A 16,568-nucleotide genomic window follows, 5' to 3' on the forward strand; every position below is an offset into this window, starting at 1 on the left:
GCCGGCGCTCGCGCACGCGCACACGACGTAGCGACCGATGCCCAAGCGCACCGACCTGCAGAGCATCCTGATCCTGGGCTCCGGGCCCATCGTCATCGGCCAGGCGGCCGAGTTCGACTACTCGGGCACGCAGGCCGTGCGCGCGCTGCGCGAAGAGGGGTACCGCGTGATCCTGGTCAACAGCAACCCGGCCACGATCATGACGGACCCCGACCTGGCCGACGCCACCTACATCGAGCCCATCACCCCCGAGTGGGTGGAGCGGGTGATCGAAAAGGAAAAGCCCGACGCCATCCTCCCCACCATGGGCGGCCAGACGGCGCTGAACGTGGCGCTCGAGCTCCACGACACGGGAGTCCTGGCCCGCCACGGCGTGGAGCTGATCGGCGCCAACGCGCGCGCCATCCGCATGGCCGAAGACCGCAGTGAGTTCGCCAAGGCCATGGACCGCATTGGCCTGAAGGTGCCGCACGGGGGCTTCGCGCGGTCGCTGGACGACGCGTGGCGCATCGTGGACGACACGGGCTATCCCGCCATCATCCGCCCGTCGTTCACCCTGGGCGGCACCGGCGGCGGCATCGCGTACAACCGCGAGGAGTTCGAGGAGCAGGTGCGCCATGGGCTGGAGCTTTCGCCCGTGCACGAGGTGCTGATCGACCTGTCGGTGATCGGCTGGAAGGAGTTCGAGCTGGAGGTGATGCGCGACGGGGCCGACAACGTCGTCATCATCTGCTCCATCGAGAACGTCGACGCCATGGGCGTGCACACGGGCGACAGCGTCACCGTGGCGCCGGCGCAGACGCTGTCGGACGTGGAGTACCAGAAGATGCGCGACGCGGCCATCGCCATCATCCGCGAGATCGGCGTGGAGGCGGGCGGCTGCAACGTGCAGTTCGCGCTGAACCCCGCTAATGGCGAAATGCTGATCGTGGAGATGAACCCGCGCGTGTCGCGCTCGTCCGCGCTGGCGTCCAAGGCCACGGGCTACCCCATCGCCCGCATCGGCGCCAAGCTGGCCGTGGGCTACACCCTCGACGAGCTGCCCAACGCCATCACCGCCTGCACGCCCGCGTCGTTCGAGCCGGTGCTGGACTACGTGGTCGTCAAGTTCCCGCGCTTCGCCTTCGAGAAGTTCCCCAAGGCCGACCCCACGCTGGGCGTGCAGATGAAGGCCGTGGGCGAGTCGATGGCCATCGGGCGCACCTTCAAGATGGCGTGGCAAAAGGCCATCCGCGCACTGGAAGTGGGCCGCAGCGGCTGGGAGACGAGCACGCTCAAGGAAGACCGCCTGGACGACGACCAGCCTGAGACGCTGCGCCGCGCCCTGCGCCGCCCCACCCCCGAGCGCTACTACCAGCTGAAGCGCGCCCTGGAGGCCGGCTTCACCGTCGACGAGATCGCGGAGCTCACCTTCATCGACCCCTGGTTCATCGCGCAGCTCGAGCAGCTGGTGCAGGCCGAGCGCGAGTACGCCGGGCTGGGCGAGGTGGATCGCGACGCGCTGCAGCGGATGAAGAAGCTGGGGTTCAGCGACATGCAGTTGGGGCGCATCCGCGGCGAGACGGAAGACGCCGTCCGCGAGCGCCGCTGGGGGATGAAGCTGCACCCCGTCTACAACCGGGTGGATACCTGCGCGGGCGAGTTTCCCGCCACCACGCCGTACCTCTACTCCACCTACGGCGAGGAGAACGAGTCCGAGCCGTCGGACCGGCGCACGGTGGTCATCCTGGGCTCCGGGCCCATCCGCATCGGGCAGGGGGTGGAGTTCGACTACTGCTGCGTGCAGGCCGCGCTGGCGCTGCGCGAGGCGGGGTTCGAGACGGTGATGGTCAACTCCAACCCGGAGACGAATTCCACCGACTTCGACATCAGCGACAAGCTGTATTTTGAGCCGCTGACGCTGGAAGACGTCATCGAGATCGTGCGCCTGGAGCAGCCCGAGGGGGTGATCGTGCAGCTGGGCGGGCAGACGCCGCTGAAGCTGGCGCAGCCGCTGGACCGGCTGGGCGTTCCCATCCTGGGCACCTCGGTGGAGGCCATCGACCGCGCCGAAGACCGCGAGCGCTTCGAGGAGCTGGCCCGATCGCTCGGAATCCGCCAGCCGCCGAACGGTTTGGCCACCAGCATGGAGCAGGCGGCGGAGATCGCGGAGCGCGTCGGCTATCCCGTGCTCGTGCGCCCCAGCTACGTGCTGGGAGGCCGGGGGATGGTGATCGTGTACGACGAGCCGCAGCTGCGCCACTACTTTGCGACGGCGGCCAGCGTCAGCCACGAGCGCCCGGTGCTGATCGACCGCTTTCTGGAAGACGCCTTCGAGGCCGACGTCGACGCCCTGTGCGACGGCGAGACGGTGGTGATCGGCGGGGTGATGCAGCACATCGAGGAGGCCGGCATCCACTCGGGCGACAGCGCGCAGGTGCTGCCGCCGTACCTGCTGGACGACCGCCACATCGAGCAAATGCGCGAAAGCACGCGGCGGTTCGCGCTGGAACTGGGGGTGATCGGGCTGATCAACGTGCAGTACGCCGTCTACGAGGGCGAGGTGTACGTGATCGAGGTGAACCCGCGCGCCTCGCGGACGGTGCCGTTCGTCAGCAAGGCCACGGGCGTGCCCCTCGCCCGGATTGCGGCGCGGCTGATGGGCGGCGAGCGGCTGGCGGACTTCCACCTGCCGGAGGAGATCCCCGTCGGCGGGGTGGCGGTAAAGGAGTCCGTGTTCCCCTTCAACAAGCTGGAGGGCGACACGGTGCTGGGGCCGGAGATGCGGAGCACGGGCGAGGCGATGGGCTTCGACGACAGCTTCGGGATGGCGTTCGCCAAGGCCCAGATCTCCGCGGGGATGGAGCTGCCGTCTGGGGGCAACGTGATCATCACGGTGAACGACCGCGACAAGCGCACGGTAACGCCCATCGCGCGGCGCCTTCACGACATGGGGTTCCGCATCCAGGGCACCGGCGGCACGGCAAAGTACCTGCGGCAGCGCGGGATCCCGTGCGACGCCATCTTCAAGGTGAACGAGGGGCGGCCCAACATGGCCGATCACATCATCTCGGGCGACGTGGCGCTGCTGATCAACACCCCGCTGGGCAAGCAGAGCCAGTACGACGACTACACGGCGCGGCGGGCGGCCATCACCTACAAGGTGCCGTACATCACCACCATGTCGGCCGCCGAAGCCGCGGTAGACGCCATCAGCGCGCTCCGCAGCCGCACCCGCGAGGTGCGCAGCATCCAGGAGCGCACCGGCCACCTGGTCGGGAGTGCGGCCGCTGGCGCATAACGTTTCTGGCTTGAACATGGCAGCGGAAGCGATATTTCGGTGTGCGACGGCGTTCCGGCCATCGCGACGCTACCCGCACCAAACGGCCATGCTCACGGTCAAAGAGGCTGCCCAGGCGGCGCAGGACTGGGTTCGCGATCTCTACCCGAAATCCGCGCTGAAGCACCTCCGGCTGGAGGAGGTGGAGCTTTCGGGCGACGAGCGGTACTGGAACATCACGCTCGGCTGGGTTGAGCCGGCCGTGCGGGAGAACGCGTTAGCCACCGCGCTCAACAGCAACGCGCGCGTGCTTCCCCGTGTCTACAAGACGCTGGTGGTAGACGTAGAAAGCGGCGCGGTGAAATCGATGAAGATCCGCGAGGTCGCCTGATGCCCATCTCCGGGTTCCTTCCGGGCGACGAGAAAGCCAGGATCGAGCGATACCGGCGCATGTCGGTTGGTGAGAAGCTGGAATGCATCGCCGAGCTCAACCGGCTGGAGGATGAGCGGCGCCGGGCCGACATCCGCGTGCGGTACGGGGCGATCTCCGAACGCGAGATGCGACTCCGTCTTGCCGCGCCACGACTCGGCCGCGAGTTGATGGTCAAGGCTTTCGGCTGGGACCCAGACGAGAAGGGCTGGTGATCACGTGCATCCGCCCCGAGCGCTGGCGCTGGCGCGTGATTACGATCCGCGTGGCGATGCACATCGACGCGCCGCGCGAGCGGTACGCGGCGCCACGCGATGGACGTGCGTGATCCGGTGAACGCCCACAATCCGCCCGCCCTCACGTTCCCCGGCCGATGGCACGGATCCTCATCCTCTTTGCGCACCCCGCGCTGGAAAAGTCGCGCGTTCACCGGCGGCTTTTGACGCGCGTTCCGCCCGGCGTGACGCTCCACGACCTGTACGAGGCGTATCCCGATTTCGACGTGGACGTGCCGCGCGAGCAGGCGCTGCTGCTGGCGCACGACCTGATCATCGTTCAGCACCCGTTCTTCTGGTACAGCACGCCGCCGCTCGTCAAGCAGTGGGAAGACCTGGTGCTGGAGCACGGCTGGGCATACGGCTCGCGCGGCACGCAGCTGCGGGGCAAGTGGATGATCAACGTCCTTACCGCCGGTGGGCGGTCCGCGGCGTACCACCGCGAGGGCTACAACCGGTTCACCGTGCGCGAGCTGCTCGCCCCCATCGAGCAGACGGCGCGGCTGTGCGGGATGCACTACCTGCCCCCGTACGTCATCCACGGCACCCACAGCCTGGGCGAGCCCGCCATCGAGCGTGAGGCAGACCGGTACGGCGCGTTCCTTTCCGCCCTGATGGCGGACGAGTACGACCTGCACGCCCTCGCGCCGCTTCCCGAGCTGGACCTGGAGCGCTTGCCCCCCGCTCGGGAGGCGGCGCGATGACCGGGTTCCTGGAGCAGGCCTTCGTCTACCTGCTGGCGGCGGTCGTCGCCGTTCCGCTGGCGCGGCGCCTGGGGCTGGGCGCCGTGCTGGGATACCTGCTGGCCGGCGTGGCGATCGGGCCGTTCGGGCTGGGGCTGCTGGGCGCGGAGGGCGAGAGCGTCATGCACGTGGCCGAGTTCGGCGTGGTGATGATGCTGTTCGTCATCGGGCTGGAGCTGCAGCCGTCGCTGCTGTGGCGGCTGCGAGCGCCCATCCTGGGGCTTGGCGGGTTGCAGGTGGCGGCGACCACCGCCGTTTTCGCGGCGATCGCCGGCGCGCTGGGGCTGGAGTGGCGCGCCGCGCTTGCCGTGGGGATGATCCTTTCGCTCTCCTCCACCGCCATGGTGCTGTCGACGCTGGCGGAGAAGGGGCTGATGAAGACGGAAGGGGGCCAGAGCGCGTTCTCCGTGCTCCTTTTCCAGGACATCGCCGTCATCCCCATGCTCGCGCTCTTTCCCCTTCTGGCCACGGCGCATTCCGCGCCGGCGGGCGGGGATGGCCACGCAGGCGCGCAGACGTGGGTATCCGGCCTGCCGGCCTGGGCACAGACCGTGGCCGTGCTCGGCGCGGTGGCCGCCGTGGTCCTGGGCGGCCGGTTCGTGACGCGGCCGGTGTTCCGGGCCATCGGGCGCTCGCGCAGCCGCGAGATCTTTACCGCCGCCGCGCTGCTGCTGGTGGTGGGGATCGCGCTGCTGATGACGCGGGTGGGGCTGAGCCCGGCGCTGGGCACCTTCCTGGCCGGCGTGGTGCTGGCCGAGAGCGAGTACCGGCACGAGCTGGAGAGCGACCTGGAGCCGTTCGAGGGGCTGCTGCTGGGGCTGTTCTTCATCGCCGTCGGCGCTACGATCGACTTTGCCCGGGTGGCGGCGCAGCCCCTCGCCATCGCGGGGCTGGTGGCCGGGCTCGTGGCGGTGAAGCTGGTGCTGCTTCTGGTGCTGGCCCGCGCGTTCCGCCTGAGCCGCGACCAGGGGCTGCTCTTTGCGTTCGCGCTGCCGCAGGTGGGCGAGTTCGCGTTCGTCCTGCTGTCGTTCGCGGAGCAGGAGGGGGTGCTGGGCGCGGCCGTCACGGCGCCGCTCGTGGCCGCCGTCGCGCTCTCCATGGCGTTGACGCCGCTGCTGATGCTGCTGAACGAGCGCGTGATCCAGCCCCGCCTGGGCCCGGGCGCCGCCCCGGCGCGCGAGGCCGACCGGGTGGCGCACACCGAACACCCCGTGCTCATCGCCGGGTTCGGCGCATTCGGCGCCACGGTGGGGCGTCTGCTGGCGGCCAATGGCGTGGGCACCACGGTGCTGGACATCGATTCCGACCGGGTGGAGCTGCTGCGCTCGCTGGGGCTGCGCGTGTACTACGGCGACGCGACCCGCCACGAGCTGCTGCGCGCCGCCGGGGCGGAACGCGCACGACTGCTGGTCCTGGCGCTGGATACGCCCGAGCGCACCCGCGAGCTGGCGAACGCCGCGCGCAAGCACTTTCCCCACCTGACCATCCTGGCCCGCGCCTTCGACTGGGACGACGCGCACGACCTGATCGCGTCGGGGGTGACGCACGTGTACCGCGAGTCGCTGGACTCGTCGCTGCGAATGGGCGAGCAGGCGCTCTCGCTGCTGGGATTCCGGGCGCACCAGGCCCACCGCGCCGCGCAGAAGTTCCGTCGCCACGACGAAGACTCCGTTCGCGAGCTGACGGAAAGCCGCGAAGACCGGTCGCGCTACCTGGGTGCGGCCCGGCGCCGCATCGCGGATCTGGAGCAGATGCTGCTGGCGGACCTGGAGGGGGTGGAGCTGAACCGTGACGCCGGCTGGGATCCCGAGTCGCTGCGCGAGGAAGTACGGCGGGCGGCCGCCCCCGCGCCGGCCCCGGAGTAGGCGCATGCGAGCGATCCGGGAGCGGCGATGACCATCATCCGCCTGTCGATCGTCATCGCGGCGCCGCCCGAGCGCGTGTTCGACCTGGCGCGGAGCATCGACTTCCACAGCGTGTCGCTGGCGCACACGGGTGAGGAGGCGGTGGGCGGGCGGACGTCGGGGCTGATCGACCTAGGCGAGTCCGTGACGTGGCGCGCGCGGCACTTCGGCGTGCGGCAGCACCTGACCAGCCGCATCAGCGCGTTCGACCGGCCGCGGTACTTTCAGGATACGATGGTGCGCGGGGCGTTCGCGTGGATGGTGCACGACCACTTCTTCGACGCCGCGCCCGATGGCGGGACGGTGCTGCGGGATGAGTTCCGGTTCGCCGCTCCGCTCGGCATCCTGGGACGAATCGCCGAGCGCCTGGTGCTGCGACGGTACATGACGCACTTCCTGCTGACCCGCAACGCCGTCCTGAAGCGCACCGCCGAGTCCGACGAGTGGAGGCAGTTCCTGGAGGGAGACGCCGCTGCTTCGGGCGCGCCACAGGGCTGAAGGCGCAGTCCGCGAAGGCGGACTTCGGGCCGTTGTTGCCGCGACTTTAGTCGCCCCAGCAGGGTGCGCACCGGGCTTCCGTGACCGCTGCCGCGCCCTGGCTGGTACGTGGTTCAGGCTAGATCCTTCGGCCCGCGAAGCAGGAGCTGCGGGCCGGGTCGGTGCGCCTGGGCCTCAGGATGACAGGCTGTGGGGCGGGTAGCGCTGGCCGGGTCGGTGCCCCGGGCCCAGGATGACAGGCTGTGGTGCGGCAACGAGTTAGGATCCGGCACCACGGTCTGGTGTGTGCTCCCTCTCCCACGCTGTTTGGGAGAGGGTGGCACGCGTGTCAGCGCGGCCGGGTGAGGGCCCTACGGCAAGGCCATCCGCATCACGTGCGCGGGCTCCAGCACCATCCCGGGCTTCACCGCGCCGTCGTCACCGATACGCTCCCAGCCGCTGTCGGGGATGAAGAACAGCTCGCCCCCGACCACCACCGCGTGCGTCGGCTGCGTGAGCAGGGGCGTGCCCGACTCCAGCGCGCGCCAGCCCGTCACCGTCCTTCCGGCCGCATCCAGCTCCAGGTAGACTACCCGCTTGGGCGTAACCCCGTTCTGCAGGGCGATCAGCCCGCGGCCGGCGCGCACCAGCCCGTCGACGCCGGAGATCGCGACGGAGTCGGCGGCCTGCACCCACTCCACCTCGCTGCTTTGCCGGTCGACGATGGCGATGCCGCGCACGTAATCCGCCACGTACAGCCGCCGCCCGTCCGCCGCCACGGCGATCCCCTGCGGCGACACGAGCCCTTCGGCCGCGAAGGGCTCCATCTCCGTCGCGCCGCGCTCCAACCGATAGACCACGCCCTGGTCCGCATCCGACACGTACACGGTGCCGTCCGGCGCCACGGCCATGTCGCCCAGCGTGTGGCGCCCGTCCCCCTGCGGCTCGTAGCGGCGGCGGAGGGCGCCTGTGTCCATGTCGTACGCCAGCAGGGAAGAGCGCCCGGAATCCGCCGGCTGGTACCCGGAGAAGAGCGGCGACGCGGCCGTGGTGGCCCACAGGGTACGCGTCAGGGTGTCGGCGGCCACGGCCAGCATGGACCACTGCCCGTCGCGCCGCGGGGGGACGAACTCCGTCCATCCGCCCGCCGGCGAGTACGTGGCGATGCCGCCGTGGCGCAGACTGGAAAGGAAGAAGCGGCCCGTGCGCGGATCGAACGCAACACCCTCGGGGACGAACGCAGAATCCGGGAGTGTGAACGCCACTTGGGCCGCACCCACCGGCCGCGCATTGGCGGCGATACGCTCCGCGATTGCATCCCACCCCGGGGCCGAGCGGATCGACTCCAGCGCCGAGTCCGCCGCGACGTCGCTGGTCAGGCCGGTGGCGGCGTACGCGCGCAGCCACTCGACCGCGTCTTCCGTCCGGCCCAGCCGCGCGTCGGCACGGGCCAGGTTCAGCACGATGGAGGGATGATAGCCGATCTGCTCTCGCACGCGCACCAGGGCGTAGCGCCACGTCCCCCAGTCGCCTGCGCGCCGGGCCGCTTCGCCCGCCTCGTAGTGCTCGCGCCAGGTGCTGTCGGATGCGGCGGTTGCGGTATCCGGGGCGGTTTCCTGCGCGGCGGCCGGAAGGGACGCCAGGAGCGCCGCCAGCGCGAGCGGGGCGGCCCGCACAACGATCGTGATCATTCGTAGAACGGGTTCCGGGATCTCTCACATCGCCGCGTCGACGAAGACGCGGCTGATGGCGTAAACCGCCAGCGGGGCGGCGGTTCCTCGCGATTGGCTACACCCTTCGCACGAGGCGCGCCCGCGCCCGGCCACGTGTCGCCCCTGTGGCTGAAACTCTCGTCCGGCGCACCCGTAGAAAGAAAACACTGGCGCGGGGAAGGGCAGGGTGCTAAAGTATTAGCACGGACGGACGCCCTCTCGTTGGCCAGGGCCGTTTGCAACCATCGCGGACCCCTGCGCATCCAAGTGACAGTCCGCCGTCACCTTTGCGCGGCCGGCCCCCGATTCAGACCCTCAACCGTTCGTAGCCACGGAGCCCGACCATGCGTCGCAACCCCCTGCGGCATCTCTCGTTGGCGATGTTTTTGTCGACAATATCCATCCCTCTCACTGCGCAGGGCTCCTCGCAGCCCCTGCAGCCGCCCGCGGTCGCTTCGCTGGAAGCGCCGCGCGTGCTGCAGGCCGTGCGCGCCAGCGGCGCCATCCGCGTGGACGGCCGCGCCGACGAGGCGGCGTGGGCGGCCGCCCAGGTCGCCACCGACTTCGTGCAGCGCGGCCCACGCCCGGGCGAGGCGAGCACCGAGCGCACCGAGGTGCGGTTCCTGTACGACGACCAGGCGGTGTACGTGGCCGCGCGGATGTGGGACCGGCACCCCGACAGCATCGCCGCGCCGCTGGCCCGGCGCGACCAGGGCGTGTCGAACTCCGACTGGTTCGACGTGGCGCTGGACAGCTACCACGACCGCCGCACCGGCTTTCGCTTCAGCGTGAACCCGGCCGGGCTGCGGCGCGACATCTACCACTTCAACGACGACAACGACGACGACACCTGGGACGCGGTGTGGGACGTCGCCGTCTCCCGCGACAGCGCCGGGTGGTCGGCCGAGTTCCGCATTCCCCTTTCGCAGCTTCGCTTCAACGTGCCCCGCGACGGCGCGGCGCAAACGTGGGGCATCAACTTCGGCCGGGTGATCGCGCGGCGTGACGAGTCGTCGTTCTGGGCGCCGCTGATGCCGAATACGTCGGGGATCATTTCGCGCTTCGGCACGGTGGAAGGGCTGGCCGGACTGCGCGCGCCGCGGCGGCTGGAGATCATGCCGTACTCCAGCGCCCGGGTAGACCAGCAGCCCGACCGCCCCGGCGACCCGTACTACAGCGCCACGGAAGGCGGCGCCGCGGTGGGTGTGGACGTGAAGATGGGGCTCACCTCCGGGCTGACGCTGACGGGAACGGTGAACCCGGACTTCGGCCAGGTGGAGCTGGACCCGGCCGTGGTGAACCTGACCGCGTTCGAGACGCAGTTCGAGGAGCGCCGGCCCTTCTTCGTGGAAGGGAACGACGTATTCCAGTTCGGCCAGTCGCAGGCGTTCAACAGCTACGGCGGCCAGGGGTTCTTCTACAGCCGGCGCATCGGCCGGGCACCGCAGGCGGGGCTGGGGACCAGCGACGACCGGCCGTTCGTGGACCAGCCGGACCAATCGAGCATCCTGGGCGCGGCCAAGGTGACCGGGCGCACCGCCGGCGGCTGGTCGCTGGGCCTGCTGAACGCCGTTACGGGGCAGGAGCAGGCGCGGTACGTGGACGCGGAGGGCGACGAGCACACCGCGCCCGTGGAGCCCATGACCAACTACCTGGTGGGCCGCGTGCGCCGCGACCTGAACGGGGGGAGCACGGTGGTCGGCGGGATGGTGACGGCCACGAACCGCAGCCTGGACGACCGGCTGGAGCCGTTGCTGCGCCGCGACGCGTACGTGGGCGGGGTGGACTTCGAGCACTCCTGGGCCAAGCGCCTGTGGACGGTCAGCGGCTACGTGGCCGCCAGCAGCGTGGGCGGCAGCGCCCAGGCCATCGAGAGCACGCAACGCGGCAGCGGGCACTACTATCAGCGGCCGGACGCGGACCACGTGGAGCTGGACGCGGACCGCACGCGGCTGTCGGGGCACTCGGCGTCGCTCGCCATCCAGCGCGCGGGCGATTGGGACATGAGCGTCAAGGTGCAGAACATCTCGCCGGGTTTCGAGATGAACGACCTGGGCTTCGCGCAGCGCGCCGACGTGCGGTCGCTGGCCACCTTCCTGGGCACCCGCCGCACCAGGCCGACCCCGGTGCTGCGCCAGTACTCCATCGCCGGCTTCACCACGCACGCGTGGAACACGGCGGGCGACGCCATCTTCGCCGACTTCGGAATGGGGCTGTGGGGCCAGCTGCACAGCCTGTGGAGCGGCGGGCTGAACCTGAGCGTGTCGCCCGGTACGCGTGACGACCGGTTGACCCGCGGCGGCCCGCTGGGCGCGCGGCCCACCTCGTGGGGGGTGAACGCGCACTTCAACTCCGACTCGCGGAAGCCGTTCTCGGTGAGCATGGGCGGATATGTGGGCGGCGACCAGGCGGGCGGGGAATCGCGCTCGGTGGGGCTGAACCTCAACTACCGGCCCAGCCCATCCGTGCGGCTGAGCATGGGGCCGTCGTGGGACCAGGGGCGCGATCCCGACCAGTACCTGTTCGACTTCGAGGACGAGTCGGCGCAGGCCACGTTCGGGCAGCGCTACGTGTTCGGCGCGCTGGACCAGACGGTGTTCGCGGTCAACACGCGCCTCGACTGGACGTTCACCCCCACGCTCTCGCTGCAGCTGTACGCGCAGCCGTTCGTGGCGGCCGGCGACTTCCGCGACTTCCGCGAGTTCACCACGCCGGGCAAGGCCGAGTACGACGTGTACGGCAGGGACCGCGGCTGGGTGTGCGCCTACGACGGCGAGTACGCGCTGAGCCCGGTGGCGTCGGTGGCGTGCCCGGCCACGGTTGCGGAGGCGGAGGAGGACGGGCTGCAGGTGGTGGGGAACCCCGACTTCAACGTTCGCTCGCTGCGCGGCAACGCGGTGGTGCGGTGGGAGTACCGGCCCGGCTCGGCGCTGTTCTTCGTGTGGCAGCAGGAGCGCGAGGGATTCGAGGGAGTCGGCGGGTTCGACGCCCGGCGCGACGTGGGCAGCCTGTTCCGCGCCCCCGCCCGCAACGTGTTCATGATCAAGGCGACGTACTGGATCGGTTGATGGATGGCGTCCGTCCCGCGTCCCCACCGGGGGCGCGGGACGGATCGCCCGGTTTTCCCGCTTTCCGGAGGACGTACGATGCTCCGCTCCCTGACGATTCTCGCCGCCGCAACCGCCCTGGGCGGCGCCCTCGCCCATGCGCTCCGCGCCGAGCCGGGTGAGCTGGATGGAGCCGTCCAGCCGCACGAGGTGCAGATCGTCGTCAGCGGGGCGGACGCCGTCTCGACGGTGCGCTACGAGGGCGGTGCGCAGGGAGCCGCGGCCGCGGAGAAGCTCATCGTGCGGCGGGTCGTCCACGAGGGTGATTCCGCTGGGGCAAAGTTGGTGCGCAGGGACTGCCGGCGCGCGAGGGAAGGGGCTCGGGATCCGCTCGCGCCGATGCTTCGGAGCTGACCCTCGCCCGGCTGGGGCGACTGAAGTCGCGGCAACGACGGCCCGAAGTCCGCCTTCGCGGACTGCAAGCGTAGTCGGGTGCGCCGGGCCGGCGGAATCGCGAGCGAATTCTCCCCTCTCCCGCTTGCGGGAGAGGGGCCGGGGGTGAGGGCAGCCGGGGGACTGCGCCGGGCTCGATCGAAACGCACTGTGGCTCGTGCGGGTCGCCTGCCGGATGCGCCGGATCCCACGCGACGCACGGCACTGGCTCCCTTCCCCCGCGCAGTTTGCGGGGGAAGGGTTGGGGATGGGGGGCGCCGCCGTCGCGCCGCCCCTATGAACCCCGGCTGATGTTCTTCCAGGGACGAGCCGTGAACCACCAGCAACTCCGGATCAACCACCCACGTCCGGTGTACCTGCGGGACGCCGTTTTCCGAATGCCTGATCGCCCTTGATGAAGACCCGGATGCCCCGCGCTTCCGCCGCCGACCAGCGGCGCCGCAGTTCCCTTCGCCGCTCGCTTGCCGCCGCGCTGCTGCTTCCCGCACTGGCGGGCGGCTTTGCGCTGCAGGCCCTGGGCGGCCGGCCCGGCGAGCAGGTGTTCCACGAGGTGATCTCGGCCCTGTCGGCACGCGGGATCGACTCCATCTCCGACGCGCAGCTGTACGAGAAGGCCGCGCGCGGGCTGCTGGTGCAGATCGGCGATCCGTACGCGGAGCTCTTTTCGCCCGAGCAGCTGGCGCAGTTCTCCCGCGAAACGCTGCGGAACTCGTACGGTGGCGTGGGCATGCAGATCACCACCGTGCGCGACACGGCGCTGGTCACCCGCGTGTTCGAGGGCTCGCCCGCGGCGCGCGGCGGCGTGCGGCCCGGCGACCGGGTGATCGGCGCGGCGGGCGAGAACGTCACCGGACAGCCGGTGGACCAGGTCACCCGGCGGCTGCTGGGCGAGCCGGGCACCACCGTGGCCGTGGACTACCATCGCCCGGGTGTGGGCACCATCCACCACGAGTTCACCCGCGAGCGCATCCGCTATCCCTCCGTCGCCTATGCGGTGATGCTGGAGCCGGGGATCGGGTACGTGCCGCTGGAGGGCTTCAATGACAGCTCGGGCGAAGAGGTGCTGCGCGCGCTGGTGAGCCTGCGGAAGTCCGGCGCCCACGCGTTCGTGCTGGACCTGCGCGGCAACGGTGGCGGCAGCCTGGAGCAGGCCATCCGCATCAGCGACCTGTTCCTGCAGCCGGGGCAGTCCATCCTGCGCGCCGAGTTCCGCAACGCGCCCACGGAGAACGTCCTCGCGCGCACGGAGCCCGTCGTTCCGGATGCGCCGCTGGTGGTGCTGACGGACGAGAACGCCGCGTCGGCGTCGGAGATCGTGGCCGGCGCGCTGCAGGACCACGACCGCGCGGTGATCATCGGCGAGACCACCTTCGGCAAGGGGCTGGTGCAGGACATCTTCCGGCTGGAGGGCGGCTGGGCGCTCAAGCTCACCACCGGCCGCTGGTACACGCCCAGCGGGCGCACCATCCAGCGCCCGCGCCGCATGACGCCGGAAGGGCGGCTGGTGGAGATCCCCACCGACTCCGTGGCCGACCGGCCGGTCTTCCGCTCCGACGCGGGGCGCGTGGTGTACGGCGGCGGCGGTATCACCCCCGACCTGCACGTGGATGCCGACACCCTGTCCGGTGCCGAGCGCGCGCTCGCCGTGGTGCTGGGCGCCCGTGCGAGCGAGTTCAACGCGGCCGTGCAGGAGATGGCCGTAGACCGCGCCCCGGGGCTGGGTGAAGGTTTCCGCGCCACCCCCGAGTGGCGGGCAGACCTGTACCGCCGGCTGGAAAAGCGCGGGGTGAAGGTTCCCCTGCCGGCGTGGAACGCGGGCGCCGCGCTGATCGACCGCGTCATCGAGGACCGCGTCTCCGGCTACGCCTTCGGCGACGCGGCGGCGTTCCGGCGCGGCGTGGCCCGCGACGCGCAGCTGCAGGCGGCGCTGCGCGTTCTGCGCGGCGCGGCCACCCAGACCGAGGCGCTTTCCCGCGTGCCCACCGGCGCGCCCGCCCAGCCCACGGGCACCTGAACCCGTTCATCGACCGATCCCGGGGCGCCCGTCGGCGTCCCGGCCATCCCATCTCCCATCCAGGAGCCGTTTTCGTGATCCGAAACGCCCGTCTTGCCGCGCTCGCCTGCGCGGCCGCCGCCCTCGCCGCGCATCCGGCGCACGCGCAGGAACCCCTGACGCACGCGCCGCGGCCCACCGCCGGCGCCATCTCCGCCCAGGACCTGCGCACGCGCCTGTACGTCTTCGCCGACGACTCCATGATGGGGCGCGAGGCGGGAACGCGCGGCAACGCGATGGGAACCGCCTACATCGCATCCGAGCTGCGCCGCCTGGGCCTGCAGCCCGCGGGGGAGAACGGCGGCTACTTCCAGGACGTGCCGATGGTGCAGCGCGGCCTTGCCCCCGGCGCCACGCTGACAGTGGACGGGCAGAGCTACGCGGTGGGCACCGACTTTCTCGCCGTTCCCCGCTACGGACAGATCCTGCAGTTCGCCCCGGCGTTCAGCGCCAGCGGCGTGCAGGCCGTGTACGGCGGCCGCGTGGGAGACCCGAGCACGATGATCTCGCCCGAGCAGGCGCGCGGAAAGCTGGTGGTGTTCGCCGCGCCCATGGGGCAGAACGGCCAGCCGACGTTCGCGTTCTGGGCCGCCGGCCGCACGTACGCGCAGTACGCCGACGCCGCGGGCGTGGCGTTCGCCACGCTGGACCTCACCGGGCAGGGGCTGCGCGGGTTCCTCTCCAACGAGCGCACCGAGCTGAAGGGCGCGGAGCAGGCCCCGGCGCGCCTTCCCGCGGGGCTGATCATCAGCAACGCGGCGGCGGAGCGCATCCTGGGCGCTCCGTTGGCCAGCCTGCAGGTGGGCGCCGCGGGGAAGACGGTCACCGGGGCGTTCACCTTCTTCGAGCGCCCGACGCCGCACCCCGTGCGCAACGTGATCGCCGTGCTGCCGGGGAGCGACCCGGCCATGCGCGGGCAGTACGTGGCCATCGGCGCGCACCCGGACCACGTGGGCACCGAGCACGACGCGGTGGAGCACGACTCCGTGAAGGTGCTTCACCGCCTGTTCCGCCCCGAGGGCGCGGACCAGCCGGGGATCGACGCCGACACGCTTTCGGCGCCGCAAAAGGCGCGGTTCCGCGCCGCGCTCGACAGCGTGCGCGCCCGGCGTCCGGCGCGGGTGGACAGCATCTACAACGGCGCGGATGACGACGGCTCCGGCAGCATGGGCGTGCTGGAGATCGCCGAGCACTTCGTGTCGCTGCGCCACAAGCCGCGCCGCTCCATCCTGTTCGTCTGGCACAACGCCGAGGAGCTGGGGCTGCTGGGCTCGGAACACTTCGCCGCGCACCCCACGGTACCGCTCGACAGCATCGTGGCGCAGCTGAACATCGACATGATCGGCCGCGGCGCCGCGGGCGACACCGAGGGCGGCGGCCCCGGCTACCTGCAGCTCGTGGGCTCGCGCCGGCTTTCGACGCAGTTGGGCGACCTGGTGGAGTCGGTGAACACGTCGGGCCGGCACGGCTTTGCGTTCGACTACTCGATGGACGCCAACGGCCACCCGCAGAACATCTACTGCCGGTCGGACCATGCCAACTACGCCAAGCACGGCATCCCGGTGACGTTCTTCACCACGGGCGGCCACTCGGACTACCACCAGCTGACGGACGAGCCGCAGTACATCGCGTACGACAAGCTGGCCGCCATCAGCAGCTTCATCGGCGCGGTGGGGCTGGAAATCGCCAACCGCAACGCGCGGCTGGTGGTCGACAAGCCCATCCCGGACCCGAACGCCCCCTGCCGGCAGTAGCCCGGCTGCGGTGAGGTTTAGAGCCGCGGAGGTGCTGACAGGCACCTTCGCGGCTCTCGTCGTCGGGGGAAGTGCGTGAGTGCGGAAGTGAAAACCGCTGTAGAACCACGACGTAGCCAGCGGATGTCATCCCGATGGAGCGGCCAAGCCGACCCTGCCCGTGCACCGATGATGGCAGCGACTGAGGGATCCGCCACACACTTGTCGTAGCGCCTCTGACCCCGCCTCGGCGCGGCATCCGGTTGTGGAGGCGTGCACACGCGACCATCTTCGCACACACGCAGGAGCACAGGCAATCGTCCACCGTCGGTTTGCGGTGCGTCTGCAGGCTATGTGGCGGATCCCTCAGTCGCTGCGGAGTTTGTCGTGGAGGAGAGGTCTCGGGAGGTCGCTCCATCGGGATGACAACGCGCCTCTCCGCCGCTCTCGTTGCTGGTCCGCACTCACGACTCACGCACTCA

General features: G+C 70.7%; 11 protein-coding genes. 10 read left to right on the forward strand and 1 reads right to left on the reverse strand.

The genetic code is table 11. The features are described from left to right. The first annotated feature begins 37 nt into the window (after positions 1-37). The 6 genes from carB (at position 38) to VF632_RS06180 (ending at position 7,109) form a co-directional block, all read left to right on the forward strand. Positions 38-3,280 carry a carbamoyl-phosphate synthase large subunit gene (carB, locus tag VF632_RS06155; protein WP_331021985.1) on the forward strand — a complete coding sequence of 1,081 codons (3,243 nt, stop codon included), beginning with the start codon at positions 38-40 and terminating at the stop codon, positions 3,278-3,280. An 88-nt stretch (positions 3,281-3,368) separates the two neighbouring features. After that, positions 3,369-3,650, forward strand: a complete 282-nt coding sequence (locus VF632_RS06160) for a hypothetical protein (RefSeq protein WP_331021986.1) — start codon at positions 3,369-3,371, stop codon at positions 3,648-3,650. Beyond that, on the forward strand, positions 3,650-3,904 hold the full coding sequence (locus VF632_RS06165; RefSeq protein ID WP_331021987.1) for a hypothetical protein: 255 nt from the start codon (positions 3,650-3,652) through the stop codon (positions 3,902-3,904). The genes VF632_RS06160 and VF632_RS06165 overlap by 1 nt, the downstream gene beginning before the upstream one ends. A gap of 158 nt (positions 3,905-4,062) precedes the next feature. Next, a complete protein-coding gene (locus VF632_RS06170; RefSeq protein ID WP_331021988.1) occupies positions 4,063-4,668 on the forward strand; it encodes an NAD(P)H-dependent oxidoreductase in 606 nt (201 codons plus the stop codon). Continuing rightward, positions 4,665-6,572, forward strand: a complete 1,908-nt coding sequence (locus tag VF632_RS06175; RefSeq protein WP_331021989.1) for a monovalent cation:proton antiporter-2 (CPA2) family protein — start codon at positions 4,665-4,667, stop codon at positions 6,570-6,572. The genes VF632_RS06170 and VF632_RS06175 overlap by 4 nt, the downstream gene beginning before the upstream one ends. A gap of 27 nt (positions 6,573-6,599) precedes the next feature. After that, positions 6,600-7,109 carry an SRPBCC family protein gene (locus tag VF632_RS06180; protein ID WP_331021990.1) on the forward strand — a complete coding sequence of 170 codons (510 nt, stop codon included), beginning with the start codon at positions 6,600-6,602 and terminating at the stop codon, positions 7,107-7,109. A 350-nt stretch (positions 7,110-7,459) separates the two neighbouring features. Here the strand turns inward: VF632_RS06180 and VF632_RS06185 are convergent, their stop codons facing one another. Then, positions 7,460-8,779, reverse strand: coding sequence for an SMP-30/gluconolactonase/LRE family protein (locus VF632_RS06185; protein ID WP_331021991.1), 1,320 nt, complete (start codon positions 8,777-8,779; stop codon positions 7,460-7,462). A 365-nt stretch (positions 8,780-9,144) separates the two neighbouring features. Between VF632_RS06185 and VF632_RS06190 the strand changes: the two genes are divergently transcribed. The 4 genes from VF632_RS06190 (at position 9,145) to VF632_RS06205 (ending at position 16,107) form a co-directional block, all read left to right on the forward strand. Beyond that, the gene (locus VF632_RS06190) at positions 9,145-11,868 is read left to right on the forward strand and encodes a DUF5916 domain-containing protein (protein ID WP_331021992.1); all 2,724 of its coding nucleotides are present in this window, start codon (positions 9,145-9,147) and stop codon (positions 11,866-11,868) included. Between the two features lie 78 nt (positions 11,869-11,946). After that, positions 11,947-12,261, forward strand: a complete 315-nt coding sequence (locus VF632_RS06195) for a hypothetical protein (RefSeq protein WP_331021993.1) — start codon at positions 11,947-11,949, stop codon at positions 12,259-12,261. Positions 12,262-12,694: 433 nt separating this feature from the next. Continuing rightward, complete coding sequence (locus VF632_RS06200; RefSeq protein ID WP_331021994.1) at positions 12,695-14,314, forward strand: S41 family peptidase; 1,620 nt, start codon at positions 12,695-12,697, stop codon at positions 14,312-14,314. A 74-nt stretch (positions 14,315-14,388) separates the two neighbouring features. Next, positions 14,389-16,107: a M28 family metallopeptidase gene (locus VF632_RS06205; RefSeq protein ID WP_331021995.1), complete on the forward strand. Its 1,719-nt coding sequence runs from the start codon at positions 14,389-14,391 to the stop codon at positions 16,105-16,107. Positions 16,108-16,568 lie beyond the last annotated feature (461 nt).

It is taken from the genome of Longimicrobium sp., from assembly GCF_036388275.1.
Classification (GTDB): domain Bacteria; phylum Gemmatimonadota; class Gemmatimonadetes; order Longimicrobiales; family Longimicrobiaceae; genus Longimicrobium.